The organism is Streptomyces sp. NPDC098781 (assembly GCF_044759995.1).
In the GTDB taxonomy this organism is placed as follows: domain Bacteria; phylum Actinomycetota; class Actinomycetes; order Streptomycetales; family Streptomycetaceae; genus Streptomyces.
Genome location: NZ_JBIWAK010000012.1, coordinates 176845 through 201557, shown reverse-complemented (window position 1 = coordinate 201557; position 24713 = coordinate 176845). Strand labels below are relative to the sequence as shown.

The 24713-nt window shown below is 71.4% G+C and carries 25 protein-coding genes; 13 read left to right on the top strand and 12 right to left on the bottom strand.

Annotated elements, in window-relative coordinates; translation table 11 throughout:
• Positions 1 to 101: 101 nt before the first annotated feature.
• The 4 genes from ACIQWG_RS37680 to ACIQWG_RS37665 all read left to right on the top strand — a co-directional run bounded on the left by ACIQWG_RS37680 (position 102) and on the right by ACIQWG_RS37665 (position 3733).
• Positions 102 to 1613: a flavin-containing monooxygenase gene (locus tag ACIQWG_RS37680; protein ID WP_404104599.1), complete on the top strand. Its 1512-nt coding sequence runs from the start codon at positions 102 to 104 to the stop codon at positions 1611 to 1613.
• Positions 1610 to 2545 carry an alpha/beta fold hydrolase gene (locus ACIQWG_RS37675; RefSeq protein ID WP_404104596.1) on the top strand — a complete coding sequence of 312 codons (936 nt, stop codon included), beginning with the start codon at positions 1610 to 1612 and terminating at the stop codon, positions 2543 to 2545. Before ACIQWG_RS37680 ends, ACIQWG_RS37675 begins: the two co-directional genes overlap by 4 nt.
• A complete protein-coding gene (locus ACIQWG_RS37670; RefSeq protein ID WP_404104594.1) occupies positions 2542 to 3426 on the top strand; it encodes an SDR family oxidoreductase in 885 nt (294 codons plus the stop codon). Before ACIQWG_RS37675 ends, ACIQWG_RS37670 begins: the two co-directional genes overlap by 4 nt.
• A gap of 88 nt (positions 3427 to 3514) precedes the next feature.
• Complete coding sequence (locus ACIQWG_RS37665; protein WP_404104591.1) at positions 3515 to 3733, top strand: hypothetical protein; 219 nt, start codon at positions 3515 to 3517, stop codon at positions 3731 to 3733.
• Between the two features lie 175 nt (positions 3734 to 3908).
• On the opposite strand, the gene ACIQWG_RS37660 is transcribed toward ACIQWG_RS37665, so the two are convergent.
• Positions 3909 to 7184 (bottom strand): S41 family peptidase, encoded by a 3276-nt coding sequence (locus tag ACIQWG_RS37660; protein WP_404104589.1) that lies wholly within the window; start codon positions 7182 to 7184, stop codon positions 3909 to 3911.
• A 166-nt stretch (positions 7185 to 7350) separates the two neighbouring features.
• Here ACIQWG_RS37660 and ACIQWG_RS37655 point away from each other — a divergent pair, with 166 nt between their 5' ends.
• The 4 genes from ACIQWG_RS37655 to ACIQWG_RS37640 all read left to right on the top strand — a co-directional run bounded on the left by ACIQWG_RS37655 (position 7351) and on the right by ACIQWG_RS37640 (position 11312).
• On the top strand, positions 7351 to 7950 hold the full coding sequence (locus ACIQWG_RS37655; protein WP_404104587.1) for a TetR/AcrR family transcriptional regulator: 600 nt from the start codon (positions 7351 to 7353) through the stop codon (positions 7948 to 7950).
• A 103-nt stretch (positions 7951 to 8053) separates the two neighbouring features.
• Positions 8054 to 10258, top strand: coding sequence for an MMPL family transporter (locus ACIQWG_RS37650; RefSeq protein ID WP_404104584.1), 2205 nt, complete (start codon positions 8054 to 8056; stop codon positions 10256 to 10258).
• Between the two features lie 112 nt (positions 10259 to 10370).
• The gene (locus tag ACIQWG_RS37645; protein WP_404104581.1) at positions 10371 to 11012 is read left to right on the top strand and encodes a hypothetical protein; all 642 of its coding nucleotides are present in this window, start codon (positions 10371 to 10373) and stop codon (positions 11010 to 11012) included.
• 81 nt (positions 11013 to 11093) lie between these two features.
• Positions 11094 to 11312, top strand: coding sequence for a hypothetical protein (locus ACIQWG_RS37640; RefSeq protein WP_404104579.1), 219 nt, complete (start codon positions 11094 to 11096; stop codon positions 11310 to 11312).
• A gap of 17 nt (positions 11313 to 11329) precedes the next feature.
• Here ACIQWG_RS37640 and ACIQWG_RS37635 read toward each other — a convergent pair whose 3' ends face one another.
• Positions 11330 to 12604, bottom strand: a complete 1275-nt coding sequence (locus ACIQWG_RS37635; protein WP_404104658.1) for an MFS transporter — start codon at positions 12602 to 12604, stop codon at positions 11330 to 11332.
• 17 nt (positions 12605 to 12621) lie between these two features.
• Positions 12622 to 13158: an ArsR/SmtB family transcription factor gene (locus ACIQWG_RS37630; RefSeq protein WP_404104577.1), complete on the bottom strand. Its 537-nt coding sequence runs from the start codon at positions 13156 to 13158 to the stop codon at positions 12622 to 12624.
• 211 nt (positions 13159 to 13369) lie between these two features.
• Between ACIQWG_RS37630 and ACIQWG_RS37625 the strand changes: the two genes are divergently transcribed.
• From ACIQWG_RS37625 to ACIQWG_RS37615, 3 genes are read left to right on the top strand one after another with little or no spacing between them, the layout of a single operon-like run.
• Positions 13370 to 13537, top strand: coding sequence for a DUF397 domain-containing protein (locus ACIQWG_RS37625; protein ID WP_404104575.1), 168 nt, complete (start codon positions 13370 to 13372; stop codon positions 13535 to 13537).
• A gap of 10 nt (positions 13538 to 13547) precedes the next feature.
• Entirely contained in the window at positions 13548 to 14054 is a 507-nt protein-coding gene (locus ACIQWG_RS37620; protein WP_404104572.1) for a YbaK/EbsC family protein, read from the top strand.
• Entirely contained in the window at positions 14051 to 14896 is an 846-nt protein-coding gene (locus ACIQWG_RS37615; protein ID WP_404104570.1) for an EamA family transporter, read from the top strand. The genes ACIQWG_RS37620 and ACIQWG_RS37615 overlap by 4 nt, the downstream gene beginning before the upstream one ends.
• Here the strand turns inward: ACIQWG_RS37615 and ACIQWG_RS37610 are convergent.
• Together ACIQWG_RS37610 and ACIQWG_RS37605 are read right to left on the bottom strand one after the other, a co-directional pair.
• On the bottom strand, positions 14893 to 15609 hold the full coding sequence (locus ACIQWG_RS37610; RefSeq protein ID WP_404104567.1) for a class I SAM-dependent methyltransferase: 717 nt from the start codon (positions 15607 to 15609) through the stop codon (positions 14893 to 14895). The two genes, ACIQWG_RS37615 and ACIQWG_RS37610, sit on opposite strands and share 4 nt — an antisense overlap.
• A gap of 36 nt (positions 15610 to 15645) precedes the next feature.
• Entirely contained in the window at positions 15646 to 17121 is a 1476-nt protein-coding gene (locus tag ACIQWG_RS37605; RefSeq protein ID WP_404104564.1) for a metallophosphoesterase, read from the bottom strand.
• A 238-nt stretch (positions 17122 to 17359) separates the two neighbouring features.
• Here ACIQWG_RS37605 and ACIQWG_RS37600 point away from each other — a divergent pair, with 238 nt between their 5' ends.
• Entirely contained in the window at positions 17360 to 17635 is a 276-nt protein-coding gene (locus ACIQWG_RS37600; RefSeq protein ID WP_383413419.1) for a DUF1876 domain-containing protein, read from the top strand.
• A gap of 18 nt (positions 17636 to 17653) precedes the next feature.
• On the opposite strand, the gene ACIQWG_RS37595 is transcribed toward ACIQWG_RS37600, so the two are convergent.
• From ACIQWG_RS37595 to ACIQWG_RS37570, 6 genes are all read right to left on the bottom strand, one after another.
• Positions 17654 to 18814: a serine hydrolase domain-containing protein gene (locus ACIQWG_RS37595; RefSeq protein WP_404104562.1), complete on the bottom strand. Its 1161-nt coding sequence runs from the start codon at positions 18812 to 18814 to the stop codon at positions 17654 to 17656.
• A 35-nt stretch (positions 18815 to 18849) separates the two neighbouring features.
• Positions 18850 to 19299 (bottom strand): organic hydroperoxide resistance protein, encoded by a 450-nt coding sequence (locus ACIQWG_RS37590; protein WP_404104559.1) that lies wholly within the window; start codon positions 19297 to 19299, stop codon positions 18850 to 18852.
• A 121-nt stretch (positions 19300 to 19420) separates the two neighbouring features.
• Complete coding sequence (locus ACIQWG_RS37585; RefSeq protein ID WP_404104557.1) at positions 19421 to 19882, bottom strand: MarR family winged helix-turn-helix transcriptional regulator; 462 nt, start codon at positions 19880 to 19882, stop codon at positions 19421 to 19423.
• Positions 19879 to 20682: an energy-coupling factor ABC transporter ATP-binding protein gene (locus ACIQWG_RS37580; RefSeq protein WP_404104554.1), complete on the bottom strand. Its 804-nt coding sequence runs from the start codon at positions 20680 to 20682 to the stop codon at positions 19879 to 19881. Before ACIQWG_RS37580 ends, ACIQWG_RS37585 begins: the two co-directional genes overlap by 4 nt.
• Positions 20670 to 21431 carry a cobalt ECF transporter T component CbiQ gene (gene cbiQ / locus ACIQWG_RS37575; RefSeq protein WP_404104551.1) on the bottom strand — a complete coding sequence of 254 codons (762 nt, stop codon included), beginning with the start codon at positions 21429 to 21431 and terminating at the stop codon, positions 20670 to 20672. The genes ACIQWG_RS37580 and cbiQ overlap by 13 nt, the downstream gene beginning before the upstream one ends.
• Before the next feature lie 2 nt (positions 21432 to 21433).
• A complete protein-coding gene (locus tag ACIQWG_RS37570; RefSeq protein ID WP_404104548.1) occupies positions 21434 to 22492 on the bottom strand; it encodes an energy-coupling factor ABC transporter permease in 1059 nt (352 codons plus the stop codon).
• Positions 22493 to 22658: 166 nt separating this feature from the next.
• On the opposite strand from ACIQWG_RS37570, the gene ACIQWG_RS37565 reads away from it, so the two are divergent.
• Positions 22659 to 23033 (top strand): SsgA family sporulation/cell division regulator, encoded by a 375-nt coding sequence (locus ACIQWG_RS37565; RefSeq protein WP_404104544.1) that lies wholly within the window; start codon positions 22659 to 22661, stop codon positions 23031 to 23033.
• Between the two features lie 4 nt (positions 23034 to 23037).
• Here ACIQWG_RS37565 and ACIQWG_RS37560 read toward each other — a convergent pair whose 3' ends face one another.
• The gene (locus tag ACIQWG_RS37560) at positions 23038 to 24708 is read right to left on the bottom strand and encodes a penicillin-binding transpeptidase domain-containing protein (protein ID WP_404104541.1); all 1671 of its coding nucleotides are present in this window, start codon (positions 24706 to 24708) and stop codon (positions 23038 to 23040) included.
• Between the last annotated feature and the right edge of the window lie 5 nt (positions 24709 to 24713).

Genomic DNA, 24713 nt, shown 5'->3' with positions numbered 1-24713 from the left:
TACCGGCCGGTACGCACCTCCTCTACTCTCCCCATTGCGCCAGTGTTCACTGGCGTTGTTCCGGCGAGTCATGGTTCCGGGTGAAGTAGGAGGCACAAGGCATGGCCGAACGCGAGCATGTGCGGGTGGCGGTGGTCGGGTCCGGGTTCGGCGGACTGGGTGCCGCCGTACGGCTGCGGCGCGAAGGGGTCACCGACTTCGTGGTCCTGGAGCGGGCCGACAGCGTCGGTGGCACCTGGCGGGACAACAGTTATCCCGGGTGCGCCTGTGATGTGCCGTCCCATCTGTACTCGTTCTCCTTCGCGCCCAACCCCGACTGGCCGCGCACCTTCTCCGGGCAGGAGCACATCCGCGCCTACCTGGAGCACGTCACGGATGTCTTCGGGCTGCGCCCGCACCTCCGCTTCGGCTCGGAGGTGCAGCGGATGACCTGGAACGGTGAGCGGCTGTGCTGGGACATCGAGACGGCCAGCGGGGAGCTGAGCGCCGACTTCGTCGTCTCCGCCACCGGCCCGCTGTCCGACCCGAAGGTCCCCGCCATCCCGGGGCTCGACACCTTCCCCGGCAAGGTCTTCCACTCCGCCCGCTGGGACCACGACTACGACCTGCGCGGCAAGCGCGTCGCCATGGTCGGCACCGGCGCCTCCGCCATCCAGATCGTCCCGGCCATCCAGCCCGAGGTCTCCCGGCTGACCCTGTTCCAGCGCACCCCGCCCTGGGTCATGCCCCGGGTCGACCGCGCCATCAGCGGCGCCGAGCGCTCCCTGCACCGGGCCCTGCCCTTCACCGCCCAGATGCGCCGCGGACTGCTGTGGGGCCTGCGGGAGTTGCAGGTCCAGGCGTTCACCAAGCACCCGAACGAGCTGGGCTTCATCGAGGCGCTGGCCAAGCGGAACATGGCCCGCGCCATCAAGGACCCGGCCCTGCGCGCCAAGCTCACCCCCGACTACCGCATCGGCTGCAAGCGGATCCTGCTCAGCAGCGAGTACTACCCGGCGCTGGCCCGCCCCAACGTGGACGTCGTCGCGAGCGGGCTGAGCGAGATCCGCGGCTCGACCGTGGTGGCCGCCGACGGCAGCGAGGCCGAGGTCGACGCGATCGTCTTCGGCACCGGCTTCCATGTCACCGACATGCCCATCGCCGAGCGGGTCGTGGGCGCCGAGGGCAAGACCCTCGCCGAGGTGTGGAAGGGCGGCATGGAGGCGCTGCGGGGTGCCTCGGCCGCCGGGTTCCCGAACTGGATGTCCATCATCGGGCCCAACACCGGCCTCGGGAACTCGTCCATGATCCTCATGATCGAGTCCCAGCTGAACTACATGGCCGACTTCGTACGGCAGTTGAACGTCCTGGGCGGCCGGGTGGCCCTCGACGCGCGCTCCAGTGCCGTGCACGCCTGGAACCGGCGGGTGCAGGAGCGGATGAAGCGGACGGTGTGGAACACGGGCGGGTGCACGAGCTGGTACCTGGACGCCAGTGGCCGCAACACCACCATCTGGCCCGGTACGACGAGCGAGTTCCGGCAGGCGACCCGGCGGGTGGACCTCGGCGAGTACGCCGTCCTGCGCGCGTCGGTCAAGGCCGGCGACGACAAGAGCGCGGAGGCCGTCGCATGAGCCGCCTGATGAACGTCGCGTCCGGGCCGTACGCCCCTCCCGCCCCCGCCCGCGAGATCACCGCCGTGTCCGCCGACGGGGCCCGGCTGCACGTCGAGGTGCACGGCGCCGAGGAGGCTCCCGCCGTCGTCCTCGCGCACGGCTGGACCTGCTCGACCGCCTTCTGGGCCGCGCAGATCCGCGAACTGGCCGTCGACCACCGGGTCATCGCCTACGACCAGCGCGGCCACGGACGCAGCCCCGCCAGTCCCGCGTGCAGCGCCGACGCGCTCGCCGACGACCTCGAAGCAGTACTGAGGGCGACGCTCGCGGCCGGCGAGCAGGCCGTGATCGTGGGGCACTCCATGGGCGGCATGACGGTGATGGCCGCCGCCGCCCGCCCGGCCTTCCAGGAGCACGCCGCCGCCGTCCTGCTGTGCAGCACGGGCGCCTCGCGGCTGGTCGCCGAGTCGACGGTCATACCGCTGCGCGCGGGCCGGCTGCGTACCTGGCTGACCGGGCGCGTCCTCGGCTCCCGGGCGCCGCTCGGGCCGGTCACGCCGGTCGCCAGGGCGATCCTCAAGTACGCCACGATGGGCCCCGGTTCGGCCCCGCACATGGTCGAGGCCTGCGCGCGGATCGTGCACGCGTGTCCGCGCAAGGTGCGGCACGCCTGGTCGAAGGTGCTCGATCTGCTCGATCTCGACCACGGGGTCAGCCAGTTGACGGTGCCGGTCGCGGTCGTCGTCGGTACGGCCGACCGGCTGACCCCGGCGGTGCACGCGCGCTCGCTGGCCGCCGCGCTGCCGAACTGCCTCGGCGTCACCGAACTGCCCGGCCTCGGGCACATGACGCCCATCGAGGCGCCGGAGCTGGTGACCGCGAAGATACGCGAACTCGTCACGGCGTATCCGCGGACCACGACGAACACACAGGTGAAGGAGGGCGCATGAGCAGGGTGAGCCTCGAAGGACAGGTCGCCGTCGTCACGGGCGCGGCGCGGGGCGTCGGGGAGCTGCTCGCCCGCAAGCTGTCGGCGCGCGGTGCCGCGGTGGCGCTGGTCGGGCTGGAGCCGGACGCCCTGAAGCAGGTCTCCGAGCGGCTGCACGGCGACAGCGACCACTGGTACGCCGATGTGACGGACCATGAGGCGATGGCACGGGTCGCGCAGGAGGTGAAGGAGCGGTTCGGGAAGGTCGACATCGTCGTCGCCAACGCCGGTGTCGCCACCGGGGGGCCGTTCGTGGACTCCGACCCGGAGGCGTGGCGGCGGGTCATCGAGGTCAATCTGATCGGCTCGGCGGTGACGGCCCGCGCGTTTCTGCCGGTGCTGATGGAGAGCCGGGGTTACCTGCTCCAGATAGCCTCGCTCGCGGCCATCACGCCGGCGCCGATGATGACGGCGTACTGCGCCTCCAAGTCGGGTGTGGAGGCGTACGCGCACAGTCTGCGGGCCGAAGTCGGCTACCGGGGCGTGCGGGTGGGGGTCGGATATCTGTCCTGGACCGACACCGACATGGTGCGCGGGGCCGATCAGGACGACGTCATGCGGGAGTTGAGGCAGCGGCTGCCGTGGCCGTCCAACAAGACGTATCCGCTGGGGCCGGCGGTCGACCGGATCGTGGCCGGGATCGAGCGGCGGTCCAGTCATGTGTACGGCCAGTGGTGGCTGCGCGGGATGCAGGGTGTGCGCGGCTATCTGCCCGGGATCATCGGGACCGTGGGGCAGCGGGAGATGCGGCGGTTCGGGGACCGGCTCCAGGGGGTGCGCGGCGGGCTGGTCGGGGCGGGCGGCGCGGCCGATGAGCAGGAGCGGACTACGCGGCGTAACTGATCGACATGCGCAGGGTTATCGCCCGTGTGAATCTGGTCGAGGCCCCACCGAGGGGCCTACCCCCCACTCACTACGGGAGTGAACCCACATGGGCATGAAGGACCAGTTCAAGGAGAAGTCCGAGCAGCTTCAGGAGCGCGCGCGCCAGCACGGCCAGCAGGACCGGGAGCGTCCGCAGGGCCAGCCGGAGCGGGGGCGTCCGCAGGGGCAGCCGGAGCGGGGTCGTCCGCAGCGGCCGCAGCGGGACGAGGAGTCCGACCGCATGCGTGAGGACGAGGAGCGGTTCGACCACGACTACGACCGGTAGTCAGTCGGTTCGCTGAGCGCGGGGCGCCCACTGTTCTGGTGGGTGCCCCGCGTTTTGGCTTGTGCGGAGGGGTGCGTTGTCGGGTGCGGGCCCGGTGGGGGCTGGTCGCGCCCACGCGGCGGAGCCGCACATCGATACAGCCCCGCGCCCCTGAGGGGGTTGGTGCCGCCGCAGCTCAGGAGCGCCGAGGCAATTTCGGCCTTGAACGGTCCGGTACGTGTGCGTAGTCCGGGGGAGTTGCCGGAGGGTTCGTCTCAAGCAGTTCCAGGGCCAGTTCCACCGCGTCCGTCAGTTGGGCGTGGCGGCCCTCCGCCCAGTCCAGCGGTGTCCGCAGGACCTCGACATCGGGGCTCACGCCCTTGTTCTCGATGCTCCAGCCGTACGCGTCGAACCAGGCCGCGTTCATCGGGACGGTGATCACCGTGCCGTCGCCCAGGCGGTGGCGGCCGGTCATGCCGACCACTCCGCCCCAGGTGCGCTGACCGACCACCGGGCCCAGCCGGAGGAGTTTGAAGGCCGCCGTGATCATGTCGCCGTCGGACGAGGTCGATTCGTCGGCCAGGGCGACGACCGGTCCGCGCGGGGCGTTCGAGGCGTACGACACCGGCTGGGCGTTGCGGGTGAGGTCCCAGCCCAGGATCGTGCGGGTCAGCTTCTCCACCACCAGCTCGCTGATGTGGCCGCCCGCGTTTCCGCGTACGTCGACGATCAGGGCGGGGCGGGACATCTCCATGCGCAGGTCCCGGTTGAACTGGGCCCAGCCCGAGCCGCCCATGTCCGGGATGTGCAGATAGCCGCACCGCCCGCCGCTCAACTCCCGCACCACGGCACGGCGTTTGGCGACCCAGTCCTGGTAGCGCAGGGGGCGTTCGTCGATCAGCGGGACCACGGCCACCCGGCGGGCCCGGCCCGCCTCGCCCTCGGCCGGGGTGAACGTGAGCTCCACCGTCGTACCGCCCGCTCCCGCGAGAAGGGGGTAGGGGCCGGCGACCGGGTCCACCGGGCGGCCGTCGACGTGGGTGAGCACCGCGCCCTCCCGGATGCCGGTTCCGGCCAGCGGGGAGCGGGCCTTGGAGTCGGAGGACTCGCCGGGGAGGATCCGCTTGACCGTCCAGCCGTCGTCGCGGCGGACGAAGTTGGTGCCCAGCAGGCCCTGCCAGCGCTGGTAGTGCGCGGGGCCCTCGTTGCGGCGGGCGGCGGCGACGTAGGCGTGCGAGGTGCCCAGCTCGCCCAGGACCTCACGGAGCAGATCCGCGAACTCGTCGGGCGAGGCCACCCGTTCGACCAGCGGACGGTACTGGTCCAGCACCCCGTCCCAGTCGATGCCGCACATCCCCGGCTCCCAGAAGTACGCCCGGATCAGCCGGCCCGCCTCCTCGTACGACTGCCGCCACTCGGCCGCCGGGTCCGCCTCGTGCAGGATGCGGCGTGCGTCGATCCACACCGTGGAGTCGCCGTCGCCGGACTCGGTGGCGGGGACCGCGCGCAGGTCGCCCTCGTCGACCACGACCAGGCGGGTGCCGTCGCCGCTGACCGTGAACCAGTCGAGGTGGCTGACGAGTTCGGTCTTCTTGGCCTTGCTGATGTTGAAGTGTTCCAGGGTCGGCCGGCCGGTCGTGTCGTCCGGGTTGGCGAACGTCTCGCCCAGCGCCCCGGAGATCGGCCAGCGCAGCCAGACCAGCCCGCAGCCCGAGACGGGGTACAGCGCCGAGTACTTGGAGGCGGCGACCGGGAAGGGGGTGACCCTGCTCTCCAGGCCCTCGACCTCGACGACCGTCGCGCCGCCACCGCCACCACCACCGCCGTCGCCCTCCTCGTCCTCCACCGGGTCCAGGCCCCCGGCGGCCGGGCGGCCCTCGGGGCTCAGGGCGAAGGGGGAGGGCGTCGCGGAGGACAGGGGGACGAGGTAGGGGCGGCAGCCGAGCGGGAAGGACAGGTCGCCGGTGTGGACGTCGTACACGGGGTCGAAGCCCCGCCAGGAGAGGAAGGCAAGGTAGCGGCCGTCCCGGGTGAACACCGGGTTCTCGTCCTCGAAGCGGCCGTTTGTCACGTCGACGATCAGGCTGTCCCTCATGCGGGCCAGTTTGATCTGGCGCAGGGAGCGGCCGATCCCGGGGTGCGACCAGGTCAGCCAGGTCCCGTCGGGGGAGAAGGCCAGGTCGCGCACGGGGCCGTTGACCGACCGGATCAGCTCGGTGACCTCCCCTCCCCCAGACTTCGTCCGGGAGGTGCCCCCAGAGTCCTCGGTCACGTCGAGCAGCAGCAGCCGGCCGTCGTGCGCGGCGATGGCGAGGCGCTCGCCCTTGGGGTCGGCGACCATCTCCAGGACCCGGCCCAGCTCGCCCGAGGCCAGCCGGCGCGGCTCGCGGTCGCCCGTGGCCCGCGGCAGGTAGGCGATCTCGATCGCGTCCTCGCCCTCCGCGTCCGTCACATACGCGACCTGGCCGACCGGGCCGAGCATCTCCGGCAGCCGGACCCGTACGCCCGGGGTGTCGGTGATGGTGCGGGCGGGGCCGTCGCGGTGGGTGAGCCAGTACAGGCTGCCGCGTACGACCACGGCGCTGGCCCGGCCGGTCTCGTCCACGGAGATGCCGTCGACGTGCTGGGCGGCGGGCACCTGGTGGGGGCGCCGGCCGGCCCGCGTCCCGCCGAGCCGTACCTCGAGCCTGCGCGGCTCGGAGTCCGCGGCCAGGTCGTCCACGATCCACAGGTCGCCCGCGCACTGGTACACCACCCGGGTGCCGTCGCTCGCGGCGTGCCGGGCGTAGAAGGCGTCGTGGTCGGTGTGGCGGCGCAGGCCGGTGCCGTCGTAGGCGCACGAGTAGAGGTTGCCGACGCCCTCGTGGTCGGAGAGGAAGGCGATCCGGCCGCCGACGAACATGGGGCAGTCGAGGTGGCCGCCGATGTCCGCGAGCAGGCGTTCGCCGTGCAGCCACAGGCGGCCGGTGGCGCCGCCCCGGTAGCGCTTCCAGGCGGCCGGTTCGTGCGGTGGGGTGCCGGTCAGGAGCAGGCTTCTGCGCTCGCCGTCGAGGTCGGCGACCTGGATGTCGGAGCAGGGTCCCCAGGGCAGTTTGCGGCCGGGGTCGCCGTCGAGGCCCACCTTGTAGGCCCAGGTGAAGTGGGAGAAGGGTTCGCCGTGGGAGGCGACGGCGAGGATCATGCCGTCCGGGGTCCAGCCGCAGACCCGGGTGTCCGCCGACCCCCAGTGCGTGAGCTGCCGGCCCGGTCCGCCGTCCACCGGGACCAGATGGAGCTCGGGGACCAGGCTGCGCCAGCTCGTGTACGCGAGGTGCCGGCCGTCGGGCGAGAAGCGCGGGTGGCCGGTCTTGGCGCGGTCCACGGTGAGCCGCCAGGCGCGGCCCGGGGCGTCGAGAGGGGCGAGCCACAGGTCGTCCTCGGCCACGAAGCAGAGCAGGTCGTCATGGAGGTGCGGGAGGCGCAGATAGCTCACCTCCCCATGCTTTTCCCGTGGACGTACCTGAGCAACTCGTGACAAATCATGGCGCCGAGGGCCCCCGTGAGCCAGAACACGAACGAAACCGTTTCGTTTCGATGGGAAGGTGCGCTATCGTCGTGGTGTACGAAACCGTGTCGTTCGGAGTGGGAAGGTGAGAGCGGTGGCGGAGGTCGCGTCGGCACGTCGCAGCCGTATCACCCCCGAGCGCGAGGCCGAGCTGTACTCGGCCGTGCTCGACCTGCTCCGGGAGGTCGGCTACGACGCCCTCACCATGGACGCCGTGGCGGCCCGCACCCGGTCCAGCAAGGCGACGCTCTACCGCCAGTGGGGCGGCAAGCCGGAGCTGGTGGCGAAGGCGATCCGGCACAACAAGCCGGGCAGCATCTCCGACGTCGACACCGGATCCCTGCGGGGCGACCTGCACACCCTCACCTCGCGTGAGGACGACTGCACCATGCAGCAGAACGCCGCGCTGATGCGGGGTCTGTTCATGGCGGTGCACGGCAACCCGGACCTCCTCGCCGCCTTCAAGGAACTGCTCATCGAGCCCGAGATGGAGGAGTTCCGGCGGCTGGTGCGACGGGCCGTCGACCGCGGCGAGGTCCGCGCCGACTGTCCGGCGCTGGACTACATCGTGCACATGCTGGTCGGCGCGTTCGCGACGCGCACGCTGATCGACGACCAGCCACCGACGCAGACGTTCCTCATGTCGTACATCGACGCCGTGGTCCTCCCCGCCCTCGGCGTTCCCGTCAACTGACGAGTCCCCCTCAGCAAGCCCTCCTCCTGACGTATCCGCTCACGTCGTCGGGCTGATCACCCCTGCCCAGCACCAACCCACGACCTGACCGGGAGTCGCCCTCGTGGCCACGTTCCTCTACAAAGTCGGCCGGCTCGCCTTCCGGCGACGGCACTTCGTCGCCCTGATATGGGTCGCCCTGCTCACCCTCGCCGGGGTGGGCGCGGCCAGCGCGCCCGCGGCGGGCACCACCTCCTTCTCGATCCCCGGCACCGAGGCGCAGAAGGCCTTCGACCTGCTGGAACAGCGCTTCCCCGGGATGAGCGCCGACGGCGCGACCGCCCGCGTCGTCTTCAAGGCGCCGGACGGCCAGAAGATGACCGACCCCGGCAACAAGGCGACCGTCGAGGAGGCCGTCAAGGAGCTGTCCGACGGCTCCGAGGTGGCCTCCGTCGCCGACCCGTACACCGCGAAGGCCGTCAGCAAGGACGGCACGATCGCGTACGCGTCGGTGAAGTACGAGGTCTCCGGCATGGAGCTGAAGGACACCTCGCGTGAGGCCCTGGAGGACTCCGCGCAGGACGCGCGGGACGCGGGGCTGACCGTGGAGGTCGGCGGTGACGCGCTCCAGACGACACCCGAGACCGGCGCCACGGAGATCATCGGCATCGGGGTCGCCGCGGTCGTCCTGGTCATCACCTTCGGCTCGCTGATCGCCGCCGGACTCCCGCTGCTGACCGCCCTGATCGGCGTCGGTATCGGCATCTCCACGATCACGGCGCTGGCGAGCGCGCTGGAGCTGGGCTCCACGACGTCCACGCTGGCGATGATGATCGGCCTCGCGGTCGGCATCGACTACGCCCTGTTCATCGTCTCCCGCTACCGCGCGGAACTGGCCGAGGGCCGCGAGCGCGAGGAAGCGGCCGGCCGGGCCGTCGGCACCGCGGGCTCGGCGGTCGTCTTCGCGGGCCTGACCGTGGTGATCGCGCTGGTGGGCCTGTCGGTGGTCAACATCCCGATGCTGACCAAGATGGGCATCGCGGCGGCCGGCACGGTCGTGATCGCGGTGCTGATCGCGCTGACGATGATCCCGGCGCTGCTCGGGTACGCCGGCAAGAAGGTCCAGCCGGCCGGCCGGAAGAGCCGCTGGATGGGCGGCAACCGGGCCGAGAGGAAGTCCGGCAAGCCGAACATGGGCACGCGCTGGGCCAGCTTCGTCGTACGCCGTCCGATCGCCGTGCTGCTGCTCGGCGTCCTCGGCCTCGGCGCGGCGGCCGTCCCGGCGAGCTCCCTCGAACTGGGTCTGCCCGACGACGGTTCACAGCCGACGTCCACGACCCAGCGGCGCGCCTACGACCTCCTCTCCGAGGGCTTCGGGCCCGGCTTCAACGGTCCGCTGATGGTCGTCGTCGACGCCAAGGGCAGCGACGACCCGGACGCGGTCTTCCAGCAGGTCGGCGATGACATCAAGGGCCTGAAGAACGTCGTGACGGTCACGCCGGCCGCGCCCAACAAGACGGGCGACACGGCGACGATCACGGTCGTCCCGAAGTCCAAGCCCTCCTCGGTGACCACCGAGGACCTGGTGCACTCCATCCGCGACAAGGGCGCGGAGGTGAAGGCCGACACGGACGCGACCGTGCTGGTCACCGGCTCGACGGCGATGAACATCGACGTCTCGCAGAAGCTCAACGACGCACTCCTGCCGTACCTGGCCCTGGTCGTGGGCCTGGCCTTCCTCCTGCTGATCGTGGTCTTCCGCTCGATCCTGGTCCCGCTGAAGGCGGCGCTCGGCTTCCTGCTGAGCGTGATGGCGGCCCTCGGCGCGGTGGTCGCGGTCTTCCAGTGGGGCTGGTTCGCGGGCCTCATGGGCGTGGAGGAGACCGGCCCGGTGATGTCCATGATGCCGATCTTCATGGTCGGCGTGGTCTTCGGACTGGCGATGGACTACGAGGTGTTCCTCGTGACGCGGATGCGCGAGGCGTACGTCCACGGCGAGAAGCCGAGCCAGGCGGTGGTCACCGGCTTCAAGCACGGCGCCCGGGTCGTCAGCGCCGCGGCCGTGATCATGATGGCGGTCTTCGCGGGCTTCATCGGCTCCTCGGAGTCCATGGTCAAGATGATCGGCTTCGGCTTGGCGGTCGCGGTCTTCTTCGACGCCTTCATCGTCCGGATGGCGATCGTCCCGGCGGTCCTGGCGCTGCTCGGTAAGAAGGCCTGGTGGCTGCCGAAGTGGCTGGACCGCGCCCTGCCGAACGTGGACGTGGAGGGCGAGGGTCTGCGGACCCGGGCCGACGAGGACGAGGACCGGGAGCTGGTCCGCGTCTGAGCGACCGGCACTGAGGTGGACCGGCCGGTGAGGGCTCCGTGGGGACGGGCGCCCTCACCGGCTTCCTTTTTCGCTTGGCACCGGTGACGGCAAGCTGTTAGGAACGGGCACCATGGCCAAGGGACGCGTCACCGTCTGTGTATCACCCAGCGCCCCGGAGGACCCCGAGTCGCTGCGCCGGGCGATCGGAGGGGCCATGGCCCCGTACGACTACGACCGGGCCGACATCCCGCATCCGGACTGGGTGGGGGAGTGGGACTACTGGGCTGTCTCCGGCGCCGGGTGTGAGTTCGCCGTGCTGCCCGGACACGAGGACGACCCCCGCCTGGTGAGGCACGACGAGTGGAACGAGCCGCCCGAGGAGCTGCCCCGGTCGCGGTGCCACGGCGGGCCGCGCGGGCTGCTCGACCTCGACACCGACCGGGCGGCGGTGGGCCGGGAGGCCGCACGCCGGGGGGACGACTGGCAGCGATTCGAGGCCCGCCACACCGGTCCGCAGTCGGCGCTGCGGGCCATCTCCAGGGACCCGGAGCTGGAGGAGCGGTTCACCCGCGATCCCTACAACTCGTTCGGCCGGGACCGGGAGGCGTACATCGCCGAACGCGTCGCCGACGTGCTGCCCACCACGGCGCTGCTCACCCTGGACGGCCGCTGGGTCGAGTACGGCGGTCCCGGCTACCGGCAGTGGTTCACCGCCTATCTGCTGGACCTCCCGGCGGACACGATGGTCGTGCGGGTGCTGTACCGCTCCTGACCTCCTCGGCCCCACTCTGTCTCGCACTGTCCGGGCTGTCCCACGCGTTGTACGGGTACGACTGCGCGGTGGAGGTGGGGCATGAACGAGGTTGCGGACGAGGCCGGTTGGGACGTCGAACCCGGGGACGAGATCGAGCCGGTGGTCCAGGCGGTGGGGCGGCTGCTGAAGGTGTGCCGGGAGGCCGCGGGGATGCGGGTTGGCTCTGTTCACGAAAACCGACAGCAGATGTTCACCACTTCGGGAGGCACCTGGGTGCGCCCCGGAATCGAACTGCGTGGGCCTCCTAGTGCGTTGTGACGCCTTCGCGGCAGGCGTCACAACACGTCGAGTGCACTCTCCTGGGCGGGATCCTTCGCTGGCGGGTGATCCGGACCGCCGGCCGGGGCGGCGGCACGCAGCGCCGCTTCGACCCTGCGGTTGCTGGTCATGGATGCTGTGACAGCCGTCATCGCCAGGAGGAGAACGGCGGCGGCGTAGAGCGGGGTGCGGATGTCGTAGGTGGTGGCCAGCCAGCCACCGAGGAAGGCCCCGATGGGTGCGGCGCACATGGCCAGCATGCGGGAGGTGGAGGCAACCCGGCCCATCAGGTTGGCCGGGACGATCGCCTGCCTCAGGGAGGGCCCGAGCACCATCGTGGCGCCCATGCCGGCCCCGCAGACGGCGAGCGCCAGACCGGCCACGTACGGGTTCGGGGCAGCAGCCAGGCCCAGGATGGCAAGCCCCTCAACGGCGGCTGTGCAGGTCAGTGCGGTGCCGGTGCCGAGTCGTCGGCCAAGGTAGGAGGCGATGCCCGCCCCGAGCAGGCCGCCGGCGGCCTCCGCTGTGAGGAGCAGACCGAAGCCGTAGGTGTCGATGCCCAGGCGGTCGTGCGCGAAGAGGGCGAGGACGGTCTCCACAGCGAGGAAGGCGACGTTCCCGACCGCCGGGCGCAGCGCGAGCCCGAGCAGCACCCGGTCCCGGAAGACGTACGAGGCCCCGGCCCGCGCTTGCCGGAGCAGCGACTCACGGACCTCCGGCACGGGCCGGGGCATGGCGGGCAGCGTACGGACGAGCAGCGCGGAGAACAGGAACGACACCGCGTCAGCGAGCAGCGGAACCGCACGCCCGAGCGCGAGCAGCGCACTGCCCGCAGGCGGCCCCGCGAAACCGGACATGGCGGTCTGAGCACCGCGCAGGCGAAAGTTGGCTCGCTCCAGGAGCGCGGGGTCGCGGCCGAGCAGATCCGGCAGATAGGCCGTGGCGGCCGTATCGAAGAACAGCCCGCCGAGGCCGAGCAGGAACGCGACGGCCGCGAGCAGCGCAATACTCAACACGTCGAGTACCGCCGCTGCCGCCGGTATCACGAGCAGCACCGCACGCACCGCGTCCGCGACCCACATCGTGCACCGACGGTCCCAGCGATCCACCAGCGCACCGCCGAGCACCCCGAAGAGCAGCCACGGCAGCGTCCCGGCGGCCGTGACGACGGCGAGCGCCATCGGATCCCGCGTCAACGTCAACGCGAGCAGCGGCAGCGCGGCATGCGACACCCCGTCACCTAGCGACGACACCGTCTGCGCAGTCCACAGCCGTCCGAATCCGGTCGGCAACTTCCCCACACCTGAGGTCACTTGGCGCTCCCCTCGACCTGCTCGCGCGGTGCGGGGTGGAACAGCGCGAAGACGAGTGACGTGTCCGGCAGCGATGGGTCGGACAGCTCTCGGTACTCGTCCGCCAGCGCTTCAAGCCGCGCCCCCAGCTGCGCGAACTGCTCATCGGTGAGCCGCAGATGCGCCATCCGTACGTGCCGCTCATCCACCGGCGACGCCTCCAGGTCCGCCACCGCATGGCGCATCAGCACATCCGGCCCTCCCTCGCCCGGATCCGGCAGCACGATCGCCCGCGCGGCCATCGCGTAGTACCGCTCGGTGACACCCCGCACCTTCCGCGTCCGTACCACCTTCACCAGGCCGGCCCGCTCCAGCAGCCGCACGTGATAGCTGGAACTCCCCTTCGCAAGGCCCACCCGCTCGGCGATCTGCGTAATCGTCGCCGGCTCGAAGCGGATCACGGCCATGATCCGGTGACGCGTGAGATTGGAGACGGCGCGCAGCTGCTCGTCCGTGGTGACGTGAAACGCCTCGGGAACATCGTCGGTAGGCATACGAGTAATGGTCAACGATTCTTGACCATTGCGCAAGGGCATGTCGCGCGGACCTCCAGACGCTGCTGTCCGGCGCGCGAGGCCAGTGGTGAACATCTGCTGTCGGTTCTCGTGAACAAGGCCAGCGGGTGGCCGAGTTCGGCGAAGTCATGGGCTACGGCCATCCAGGTGCTGAAGTTCGCTGACGGGACGGCGATCGGACGTTCCAGCGGTGTTCAAGAGCAGCTACAGCGACAGCAGCGAGCCCAGCGACTGCGTCGAGGTCGCCCCCACCCCCGCCGCCGTCCACATCCGCGACTCCAAGACTCCGCACACCCCGCACCTCACCGTCGCTCCCACCACGTGGAACTCATTCGTGATGCACGTATCCGGCGGCTAACCTGCCGGGCATGACGTCCCCCGAATCCCCCGCAACACACGCCCACCCCCGTTTCGCCGAGGCCCTTCGCGAGCTGGGGCTGACCGATCTGCACAGCCGGATCCGCCGGTTCCCGGACGCCACCCGTACCGCCGCCGAGGCCGCCGCCGCGATCGGGTGCGAGCTCAGTGAGATCTGCAAGTCGCTGATCTTCGCGGCCGACGGGGTGCCGGTGCTGGTGCTCATGGACGGCGCCTCCCGCGTCGATCTGGAGCGGGTGCGGCAGGAGCTCGGGGCCGAGAAGGTGACGCGGGCCAAGGTGGACGTCGTACGGGAGACGACCGGGTACGCCATCGGGGGCGTACCGCCCTTCGGGCACCTGACCCGGACGCGGGTGCTCGCCGACCGGTCGCTGCTGGAGCACGACGTCGTGTGGGCCGCCGCCGGCAACCCGCACGCCGTCTTCCCCATGACGCCCAAGGACCTCGTCGCCCACGCGGGCGCGACGCTGGTGGACGTGCGCGAGCAGACTTCGTGACCCCGCTGGTCACGGCCGCCGTCCTGCTCGCCGCCGTCACGCACGCCGGCTGGAACGCCATCGCCCACAAGATCACCGACAAGCTGGTGGGGTTCACGCTCATCGCGGGCGGCGGGGTGCTGATCGGGCTGGCGCTGATGCCGTTCGGGGCGTTCCCGGCGACGCGGGCATGGCCGTATCTGCTCGCCTCCGCCGCGGTCCACGCCGTCTACTTCGCCCTGCTGATGAAGTCCTTCCGGCTGGGCGACTTCGGACAGGCCTACCCGATCGCACGCGGCACGGCGCCACTGGTGGTCGCCGTACTCGCCGCCGTGTTCGCGCACGAGGTGCCCGACGGCTGGGCGGCCACCGGTATCGCCCTGTCCTGCGTGGGACTCACCGGCGTCGCCGTATGGGGTCTGCGCGGGCGCCGGCCCGACTGGGCCGCGATCGGCGCCGCGCTGGCGACCGGGCTGAGCATCGCCGCGTACACCGTCCTCGACGGACTCGGCGTGCGCGCCTCGGGGTCGTCCCTGGGCTACATCGCCTGGCTGATGGTGGTCGAGGGGCTGGTCATTCCCGCATACGCCGTCTGGCGCTGGCGCGGCGAGACGGTCGCCGTGCTGCGGCCGTTCGCCACGCTCGGCCTGCTCGGCGCCGCCCTGTCCGTCACCGCGTACGCGCTGGTCCTGTGGGCCCAGACCAAGGCGGAACTGGCACCGATCGCGGCGCTGCGCGAGTCCTCGATCATCGTCGGCGCCGCCATCGGGGCGGTGTTCTTCAAGGAGCGCTTCGGGGCACCCCGGATCGCGGCGGCCATGCTGCTCGTGGTCGGTATCGGGATGATGCTGCACACGAGTTAGGCGGCGGGCGCGGGCTTGGTGACCCGGAACGCGAACTGCCCGCAGTACGTCAGCTTCCGCAGGTTCACCAGCGCCGTCTTGCGGCGTTCGCGGCGGCCCCAGGTGTCGATCTCGTCGTTGAGCGGGGACTGCGTGTCCCAGTAGCGGCTGTACTCGGGCGGCCGGCCGAGGTAGCTGCGCATGATCAGGGCGACTCCGTCGAGGGAGGGGCGGATCTCCTCCAGGGTGAGTCCCGCTTCCTCCACCAGCCGCCGGAAGCCGTACGGCGTGTAGTTCCAGAGGCTGAAGGAGTGGTACGGCTCGAACTGGGACGTCGAGCCGATGAAGAGGCCGCCGGGCTTCAGGACGCGGGCGATCTCCGCCAGCAGCTCGCGCGGGTGGGACACGTGCTCGAAGACCTGGTGGGAGTAGACCAGCGGGAGCGCGTCCGAGCCGAGCGGGAGGTGTACGCCGTCGTAGTGGATGACCGGGTCGCCGTTCGGTGTGCGCTGGTCGGACTCCGGTGAGTCACGGATGTCCACGCCGACCCACCGCACCTCGGGGTCGTGCTTGCGGAACAGCCTGGCCGAGGTGCCACGGCCGCAGCCCAGGTCGACGACCAGCCCGGGGGCGCCGGGGGCGGACATCACCTCGTCGACGTAGTAGCGCGAGGTGACCTGCCGGGCGTGGTCGTCGGGGATGCAGTCGCGCATGAGCTCCCACAGGGTCGCCATGTGCCGATGCTACGAACACCCACGGTCACGCGCGATTCACGCGGTGCGAAGGACCCCCACTCCGGACATGTCGTGCACCCGCATGCTGTTGCGGTCCGTGACCGAGCGGCCGAGCGCGTGGTGCGGCCACAGGCCCGCCGCGACCCGCCGGCTGCGCTCGCTCCACTGCCGGGCCGCGGTGGCGCCGGCCTTGTAGTGGTTGAGGGCGTAGCCGCCGGAGTGGATGCGCAGCAGGGTGAAGCCGCCGGGATATTCCTTCGCGGCCGCCACCTCCTGATGGGTGACGTGGGGCGCGCGCAGCAGCAGGGTGCGCTTGTTGCGGTGGGTGTGGCCGGCGTGGTGCAGGAAGACACCGGGCGCGGAGGCGTACGCGGCGACGATCGCGCGGGCCTGGCGGCGGTCGAGTTGCTGGCCGCGGGTCACCGGGAAGATCGAGTCCCGCACGGTCAGCGGATGGTGGCCGAACACCAGCGTCGGCTGGTCGGGCTGCTCCCGCAGCCGCCCCGTGAACCACGCCAGCTGCTCGGGGCCCAGGCCGCCCGCATCGGCGCCGTTGCCGGACTTGGCGTAGGTGTCGAGGCCGATGATCCGCAGTCCGCCCAGGTCACGGGCGAAGTAGCCGGGGCCGTCGGCGACCGGGAAGGCGCTGCGGAAGGTGTCGTTCTCGTGCGAGCGGTCGTGGTTGCCGCGGACGACGAAGTAGTCCTGCCCGTGGGTGCCGAAGCCGTCCAGGATGCGGCGCGCCTCGCCCAGGTCGTGGGCCGACCCGCCGGCCGAGATGTCACCGCCGGCCAGCAGCAGGTCGGCGCCGCGCCGCCGGGCCTCCTCGACCAGGGCCCGGCTCATCAGCTCCGGGTACGGCGCCCGCCCCGGCTGCTGCCCGACCCCGCGCAGCAGCGGCAGGCCGCCGACGAGGCCGGCCGTGGTCTCGCCGAGGTGCAGGTCGTTGCAGAGCGCGATCGACAGCAGGTGCCGGCCGGGCGGGGGCTGCGGGGTGGTGAAGGAGTACGGGCCGCCGCCACAGCCCAGCCCGAAGGCCGTGGTGCCCACCGCGTTGCCGCGGACCAGGTGCAGCGGGGTCGGCGTCGCGGCCACGCCACGGGAGCGGGCCTGGTAGTAGTACGTCTGCCCCGGCTCCAGGCCGGTCAGCTCGACCTGGTGATGGGCGGTCGGCCGGCCCTCGGAGGCGGTGCGGTTGAGACGGCCGGGGTGGGTGCCGTAGACGACCTCGCCCTCGGTGATCGCGGGGAGCGGGTGGCCCAGGCCGTCATCGGTGCCCGGGATGCCGGTGTACCAGCTGACTACGGCGCTGTCCTCGGTCAGCGTGACCAGTTCCAGGTTGACGGCGGACAGGTCGTCGGGGTGCGGGGAGCGGGCCCGGCGCACGGCGGCCGCGGCCGACCGCGCGAGGGCAGGGGCGAGGCGCGCGCCGGAGCGCAGTACCTCGCAGGGGCCGGGGAAGGCCGACAGTGCTGCGAGAGCGGGGAGATGAGCGGAGAAGCAGCAGCGCATGTCCTTGGTGTGGCCCGGGGTGGTTAACGGGGGAGGTGGCCGTGGCGGCGGGGCCAGGTCCGGCGCGCGACATCTCCATGGAAGCAGGCCGCGACCGTCTGTCGTACGGGATGTGCCGAGTGTCACCTGATCCCGAGTTGTGGCCTTCGTCCGGAGTGCGAATGGTTCGGTGGACCCGACTAGGCGAGGGCGCCCCCGGAGGAGCACCCTGGAAGCAGTTCTTCCGGAGGTGATCGTCATGATGCACACCACAGTGGGATGGCATGTCGAGCTGGAGTTCCTGGAGGACGACCAGCACACACGGGCGGTCGCGATGGTGCGCCTTCCCGACGGCACGGAAGTACGGGCCCACGGCCACGCCACCCGGCACCACACCGACTCCCAGCAGCCACGGGTCGGGGAGGAGATCGCCGGCGCACGGGCGCTGAACGAGCTCGCGATGCAGATGCTGACCAAAGCGCACAGCGAGATCGACTCGGCGTCGGGGCGTACGTCTCACCCGATCCACGTCTGAGTCCGGGCGCCGGCGTCTCTAGCCGGCTAGAGACGCCCGCAGTGCCCGTATCAGAGCCTGCGCCCTCGGATCCGCCGTCACCGTCTTGCGGAAGCCGTTCGTCACATAGCCGAACGCGATCCCCGTCTCCGGGTCGGCGAAGCCGAGGGCGCCGCCACGGCCGGGGTGGCCGAAGGAGCCGGGGCCCAGCAGCGGGGACGCGGTGCCGTGGAGCATGTAGCCGAGGCCGAAGCGGGTGTTCACGACCAGGACCCGGTCCGGGCCCGAGGACTGCTCACCGCGCGCCAGCCCCACCGTCGCCGGGTCGAAGAGCCGTACGCCGTCGACCTCGCCGATCAGCGCGGCGTAGACGCGGGCCAGGCCGTCGGCGGTGGCGATGCCGTTCGTCGAGGGGAGGGCGGCGGCGCGGTAGGCGGGGTCGTTCTGGTCCGGGAACGGGGAGATCGCGGCGAACGCGCGGCGGGTGAGGGAGTCCGGGTCCTGGTAGGCCTCGGTGACCGAACGCTTGGGCCGCGAGCGCAGCCCGCCCGCCGGTTCCGGCCCCTCGACCCGGCCCACCCGGCCCACCCGGCCCGCCTCCGCGTCCGGCAGCCCGAGCCACAGATCGGCGCCCAGCGGGCCGGTGACCTCCGCCGTCAGCCACTCGCCGGCCCAGCGGCCCGTGACCCGCCGCACCAGCTCGTCCAGCAGCCAGCCGTACGTCAGCGCGTGATAGCCGTGGTCGGTGCCCGGCTCCCACGCCGGCGTCTGCGCGGCCACCGCGGCCGGTCCGCGGTGCGGGTCCAGCGCCTGCTCGGGGGTGAGCGGGTGGTCCAGGACCGGCAGCCCGGCGCGATGGTTCAGCACGTGCCGCACCAGCAGCCGCTCCTTGCCGTGCGCCTTGAACTCCGGCCAGTACTCGCCGACCGGCGCGTCCAGGTCCAGCATCCCGCGCTGGTGCAGCAGCAGCGGTACGGCCGCGGCGACGCCCTTGGTCGCCGAGCGCACCACCTGCGCGGTGCCGTGCTGCCACGGCCGCGTGCCGTCGACGTCCTTGGTGCCGGCCCACAGATCGACGACCTTGCGCCCGTGGCGGTACACGGCGACCGCCGCGCCCCGCTCCCCGAGCGCCGCGAAGTTGCGTACGAACGCCTCCCTGACCGGCTCGAAGCCCTCGGTCACTGTGCCGTTCGCGTCCACGTCCGTCTCCTCGTCCTGCCTGTGCGGGTGCCCTTCTACCCAAGCAGGATGGTGACGTCGATGTTCCCCCGGGTCGCATTGGAGTACGGGCAGACCTCGTGCGCGGCGTCGACCAGCTTGGCCGCGAGGTCCGCGTCCAGCACGGGCAGCGAGATGCTGAGGGCGACCGCGAGCCCGTAGCCGCGCTGCTTGTTGGGGCCGATGCCGACCTTCGCGGCGACCGTGGACCCGGTGAGGTCGTACCCCTCGCGGTTGCCGACCAGGATCAGCGCGCTGTGGAAGCAGGTGCTGTAACCGGCGGCGAACAGCTGCTCGGGGTTGGTGCCGTTGCCGTCGCCGCCCAGCTGCGGCGGCATCGCGACCTTCAGCTCGATCTGACCGTCCTGGCTGGTGACATAGCCGTCCCGGCCGCCGTGCGCGGTGGCCTCGGCGACGTACATGATCTTCGTAGGACGGCTGTCGACGGGGGCGCCCTCGTCGGTCATGGTTGGCCCTCCACCCTGGGAAACGGCGCGCAGCGGAGCGCGCACAAGTGCATCGCGCACAAGGTACTGGCCGGTAGGTCAGTCGCCGTCACCAGGGGTGGCAACCGGGGGTGACGCGGGTTCAGGGGGAGCGGTCCGCGGCGGCCTGCGCCGTTCGGGCGAGTTGCCACAGCTCCTCGCGCAGGCGCTCGACTCCCGTCATGTCGAGGCCCGTCGCGGTGAGCAGCGCGCCCGGCACGCACGTCGCGCGCTCCCGCAGCTCCTCCCCGCGCCCGGTGACCGCCACGAGCACGGACCGCTCGTCCCGCGCCGAGCGCGCACGGCTCACCAGGCCCGCCGCCTCCAGCCGCTTCAGCAGGGGAGAGACGGTGCCGTAGTCCAGCCGCAGCGCCGCGGCCAGCTCCTTCACCGTCGTCTCGCCGCGCTCCCACAGCACCAGCAGGACGAGGTACTGCGGGTAGGTGAGGCCGAGTTCGTCCAGGAGCGGGCGGTAGGCGGCCGTCACCGCGCGCTGGGCGGCGTACAGCGCGAAGCAGAGCTGGTCGTCCAGGAACAGCGAGCCCGCGTCCTCTTGATGCGTCACGCGCCCTCCCCCACGCTCGAACCGGCTTCGCTCGGCTCGCGCGGGGGCACCCCCATCACGGACCGCGGGTCGAAGCCGAACGGCAACTCCAGCCGGTGGGCGCGCATCAGCTCCTCGTCCGCGAGGAGTTCGCCGGTCTTCCCGTCCGCCGCGATCACGCCCTCGCTGAGGATCAGTGAGCGCGGGCACAGCTCCAGGGCGTACGGCAGGTCGTGCGTGACCATCAGGACGGTGACGTCCAACGAGCGCAGGATGTCGGCGAGTTCACGGCGGGAGGCGGGGTCGAGGTTGGAGGAGGGCTCGTCCAGGACGAGGATCTCCGGCTCCATCGCCAGCACCGTCGCCACCGCGACCCGGCGCCGCTGGCCGAAGGAGAGGTGGTGCGGCGGACGGTCCTTGAACTCCGCCATGCCGACCCGCTCCAGCGCCCGGTCGACGCGCTCCTCCAGCTCCGGTCCCTTCAGCCCGGCCGCCGCCGGTCCGAAGGCGACGTCCTCGCGGACCGTCGGCATGAACAACTGGTCGTCCGGGTCCTGGAACACGATCCCGACCCGGCGCCGGATCTCCGCCATGTGCTCCCGGCCGACGGGCAGCCCGGCGACCTTCACGCTGCCCGTGCCGCCGGTCAGGATGCCGTTCAGGTGCAGCACCAGGGTCGTCTTGCCGGCGCCGTTCGGGCCGAGCAGCGCGACCCGTTCGCCGCGCGCGATCGAGAAGTCCACGCCGAACAGGGCCTGGTGGCCGTCGGGGTAGGCGAAGGCGAGACCGGAGACCTCCAGGGAAGCGTTCACAGCGTCCATCCCAACAGACATACGGCAAGGGCGGCCAGCGGCAGGGCGAGGGCGTACGACCACTGTGCCCGGGACGCGGTCACCTCGTCGATCACCGGCATCGAACCGGCGTACCCGCGGCTGACCATGGCCAGATGCACGCGCTCGCCACGCTCGTAGGACCGGATGAACAGCGCGCCCGCCGACTTCGCGAGCACGCCCCAGTGGCGGACGCCCTTGGCCTCGAAGCCGCGTGACTCGCGGGCGATGCGCATCCGCCGCATCTCGTCCGCGATGACATCGCCGTAGCGGATCATGAAGGACGCGATCTGCACGAGCAGCGGCGGCAGCTTCAGTCGCTGGAGGCCGAGCAGCAGTTCGCGCAGCTCGGTGGTGGAGGCGAGCAGCACGGAGGCGGCGACGCCGAGCGTGCCCTTGGCCAGCACGTTCCACGCGCCCCACAGCCCGCTGACGCTCAGCGACATGCCCAGTACCTCGACCCGCTCGCCCTCCGCCACGAACGGCAGCAGGACCGCGAACGCGACGAAGGGCACCTCGATCAGCAGCCGCTTGAGCAGAAAGCCGGCGGGCACGCGCGCCACGAAGGCGACGACGGCGAGCAGTACGGCGTACCCGCCGAACGCCCACATCGCCTCCCGCGGCGTCGACACCACGACCACCACGAACGCGAACGTCGCGGCGAGCTTGGTGTGCGGCGGCAGACCGTGCACGGGCGAGTGCCCGTGCCGGTAGAGCCGGTGTGCGTGCCCGGCGCCCATGGTCAGACGCCGGCGCTCGTCGGCGAGGTGTCAGCCGATTCGTCCGTACGGCGCCGGCGCACCGCCCAGAAGATGCCGGTGCCCGCGACCACGGTCACACCGACGCCGATCACACCGGCGAGGCCACCGGAGAGACGGGCGTTGTCGACGTCCTTGACGCCGTAGTCGGCGAGCGGGGAGTCGGCGTTGGTGTGCTCCTCGGCGGAGCCGATGAACCCCTTGTCCTCGGCGACCTTCTCCAGGCCGTCGGGGCTGGCCGAGGCGTAGAAGCTGACGAATCCGGCCAGGACGAGGGAGGCGACCAGGCCGCTGATCCACACGGTGCGGTGGGAGGTGCGGGCCGCGACCGGCTGCGCGGCCTCGGGCGCGGGAGCGTCGACGAGCTCGCCACCGACCCGCAGCTTCAGCGGCTGGCGCAGGTCACGGGCGCCGTACACGAGGTCGGGACGTACAGCGAGGACGGCGCCGACCGTCAGCGCGGTGATCGCCGCCTCGCCGATGCCGATCAGGAGGTGGACGCCGCCCATGGCGGCGGCGACCTTGCCGATCGCGACGTCGGTGGTGCCGCCGATCCAGTACAGCAGCGTGAACGCGAGAGCGGCGACCGGCACGGAGACCAGCGCGGCGACGAAGGAGGCGGCGGTGATCGAGCGCCGGGTCTTCGGCAGGACCTTCACCAGGGCGCGGAAGACGGCGTAGGCCACGACCACGCCGACGATCGCCATGTTGGTGATGTTCACACCGAGCGCGGTGAGGCCGCCGTCTGCGAAGAGGACGCCCTGCATGAGCAGGACCACGGAGATGCACAGCACGCCGGTATAGGGGCCGACGAGGATCGCGGCCAGGGCGCCGCCGAGCAGATGGCCGCTGGTTCCGGCGGCCACGGGGAAGTTGAGCATCTGTACGGCGAAGATGAAGGCGGCCACCAGGCCGGCCAACGGGGCCGTCCGCTCGTCGAGCTCTCGGCGTGCGCCGCGCAGGCTCACGGCGACGGCGGCGGCGGCGACCACTCCGGTCACGGCGGAGGTCGGGGCGTCTATGAATCCGTCAGGTACGTGCACCGTTCGATGATGTGGCTTGATGCGAACACTTTGCAAGAGCGTCTCAGTCTCTGTTGTAAATAAGAGATAAGGCGCTCCGGAGGGTGTAAAGCAGGAAATATGGGACATTGGAGAGGTGGCGGATGCACAGCTTCCGCACAGGTGACACACGGTAAGGGGTCGTCCGATGTCCGTAGTCGAGCAGTACGCGCGAGCCCATATCGTCACCGACACCGATGTCCAGGTGCTGGATGAACGGGGAGCGATTCCGGTCGTTCTGCGGTACGACCCGGAAGCCGACCCGCAGGTCGTGAGGATGCGCCTGCCCGGCCCGCACGAGTGGAGCCTGTCCCGGTCACTCCTCGAACAGGGCCTGCGGGCACCCGCCAGCTCCGGTGACGTCCGGGTGTGGCCGTGCGGGCGAGTGCAGGCCGTGGTCGAGTTCCACTCCGCGCAAGGGGTCTCGGTGGTGCAGTTCGACACGAAGGCGCTGATGAGGTTTCTGCGGCGGACCTATCTGGCCGCCGCACCCGTGGAACGCGAGGCCGAGCTGAGGCGCTGAGGGCTCAGCCGCCCGACTTCAGCAGCGTCGCCACGATCGGGCCGGCCGTGCTGCCGCCGTGGCCGCCCTGCTGGACCACGCCCGCCGCCGCCAGGTCGTCGCGGTACGCGGTGAACCAGCCGTTCGGCTGCTTCTGGCCGTCGACCTCCGCCGAGCCGGTCTTGGCGCCGACGTCGCCGGTGACCCCGGACATCGCCTCGGCCGCCGTGCCGTACGCCGCCGTGTAGGCCATCAGTTCGCGCAGCTGGGACAGCGTGGCCGCGGACATGGTGCGCGAGGCCGTCGCGAGCTGCCGTCCGTCGACCTCCGGGGAGACCAGATACGGCTGCTTGAAGGTGCCCGTCTTCACGGTCGCCGAGACCGACGCCATGTTCAGCGGGTTCATCCGCACCCCGCCCTGCCCGATGAGTTCGGCCGCCATCTGGGCCTGCGACTGGACCGGGACGGCGCCGTCGAAGGTGGAGACGCCGACCGACCAGTTGTTGAGGGAGAGTCCGAAGACCTGCTGGGCCTGCTTGGTCAGGCTGTCGTCGTCCAGCTCGGGCGCCTGGCTGATGAAGGCGGTGTTGCAGGAGCGGGCGAAACTCGCCTTGAACGTGCCGCCCTTGATCTCGAACTTGTCGTCGTTCTGGAACTTCCAGTGCCCGTACGTGAAGTACTTCGGGCACGGGTGCGCCTTCTCCGGGGACGCGAGGCCCTTTTCGATCAGCAGCGAGGAGGTGATGACCTTCATCGTGGAGCCGGGCGCGAGGGAACCCTGGAACGCGGTGTTGAAGCCGTGCGAGGAGTTGGCGACCGCCAGGATCTCGCCGGTCGACGGGCGCAGCACGACCACCGACGCCTTCGCCTTCGCGGCGACCTGCTCCTCCGCGGCGGCCTGCATCGCCGGGCTCAGCGTGGTCTTCACGGTGCCCGGTGTGCCCTCGCTCAGCTCCAGCAGGGTCTTGTCGGACAGCTCGGCCTTCTTGGACTCCTTGCCACGGATCACCTGGAGCTCGACGCCCGCCTTGCCGCCGGCCTTCTCCCCGTACTTCTCCCGCAGGCTGTCCAGCACCGAGCCCAGCGAGGGGTACTCCTTCTCCGTCAGCTCGCCGCCGTCCCGGTCGAGCGCCTTGACCGGCGGGGTGCCGGACTCGCCGGTGACGAGGGTGTCGCCGTCCTGGAGGTCGGGGTGGACGACCGCGGAGTGCCACTGGACCAGCGGCTTGCCGTCCTCGGCACGCCGCACGACGGTCAGCGAACTGTCGTACGCCAGGGGCTTGGTGGTGCCCTTGTACGTGACCGTGCCCTTCACGGAGAAGGGGACCTTCGCGCCGGTGCGGGTGCCGGAGGTCAGGGTGACGTCCTTGATGTGGGCGTCCTTGGCGTAGCCGGTCAGCAGGGCCTGGGCGGCGGTGGTGTCGTCCGTGGCGGCGGCGGCCTGGGTGACCTTGCCCTGCTGCCAGGCGGTGAGGAAGCCGTCGGCCGCCGTCTTGACCTCGGTCGCCGACAGCGGCCCGGTCTTGACGGCCTTGGCCTGCCGGCCGGAGCCGGACGAATCGTTCTCGGCGGCGGCCCCGCTGCCGAGCAGGGCGTAGACGCCGAACCCGGCGCCGCCGAGGACCACGGCGATCATCCCGCCCAGTACGGCGGGGTTGGTCTTCCGTCGCTCGGCGACGCGCCTTCTGTTGCCCACTGCTT

What these genes read in the sequence shown, in the direction of transcription:
- ACIQWG_RS37680 (WP_404104599.1), top strand. Translation starts at nt 102, where the DNA reads ATGGCCGAACGCGAGCATGTGCGGGTGGCGGTGGTCGGGTCCGGGTTC.
- ACIQWG_RS37675 (WP_404104596.1), top strand. Translation starts at nt 1,610, where the DNA reads ATGAGCCGCCTGATGAACGTCGCGTCCGGGCCGTACGCCCCTCCCGCC.
- ACIQWG_RS37670 (WP_404104594.1), top strand. Translation starts at nt 2,542, where the DNA reads ATGAGCAGGGTGAGCCTCGAAGGACAGGTCGCCGTCGTCACGGGCGCG.
- ACIQWG_RS37665 (WP_404104591.1), top strand. Translation starts at nt 3,515, where the DNA reads ATGGGCATGAAGGACCAGTTCAAGGAGAAGTCCGAGCAGCTTCAGGAG.
- ACIQWG_RS37645 (WP_404104581.1), top strand. Translation starts at nt 10,371, where the DNA reads ATGGCCAAGGGACGCGTCACCGTCTGTGTATCACCCAGCGCCCCGGAG.
- ACIQWG_RS37640 (WP_404104579.1), top strand. Translation starts at nt 11,094, where the DNA reads ATGAACGAGGTTGCGGACGAGGCCGGTTGGGACGTCGAACCCGGGGAC.
- ACIQWG_RS37630 (WP_404104577.1), bottom strand. Translation starts at nt 13,158, where the DNA reads ATGCCTACCGACGATGTTCCCGAGGCGTTTCACGTCACCACGGACGAG.
- ACIQWG_RS37620 (WP_404104572.1), top strand. Translation starts at nt 13,548, where the DNA reads ATGACGTCCCCCGAATCCCCCGCAACACACGCCCACCCCCGTTTCGCC.
- ACIQWG_RS37610 (WP_404104567.1), bottom strand. Translation starts at nt 15,609, where the DNA reads ATGGCGACCCTGTGGGAGCTCATGCGCGACTGCATCCCCGACGACCAC.
- ACIQWG_RS37605 (WP_404104564.1), bottom strand. Translation starts at nt 17,121, where the DNA reads ATGCGCTGCTGCTTCTCCGCTCATCTCCCCGCTCTCGCAGCACTGTCG.
- ACIQWG_RS37600 (WP_383413419.1), top strand. Translation starts at nt 17,360, where the DNA reads ATGATGCACACCACAGTGGGATGGCATGTCGAGCTGGAGTTCCTGGAG.
- ACIQWG_RS37590 (WP_404104559.1), bottom strand. Translation starts at nt 19,299, where the DNA reads ATGACCGACGAGGGCGCCCCCGTCGACAGCCGTCCTACGAAGATCATG.
- ACIQWG_RS37580 (WP_404104554.1), bottom strand. Translation starts at nt 20,682, where the DNA reads ATGGACGCTGTGAACGCTTCCCTGGAGGTCTCCGGTCTCGCCTTCGCC.
- cbiQ (WP_404104551.1), bottom strand. Translation starts at nt 21,431, where the DNA reads ATGGGCGCCGGGCACGCACACCGGCTCTACCGGCACGGGCACTCGCCC.
- ACIQWG_RS37565 (WP_404104544.1), top strand. Translation starts at nt 22,659, where the DNA reads ATGTCCGTAGTCGAGCAGTACGCGCGAGCCCATATCGTCACCGACACC.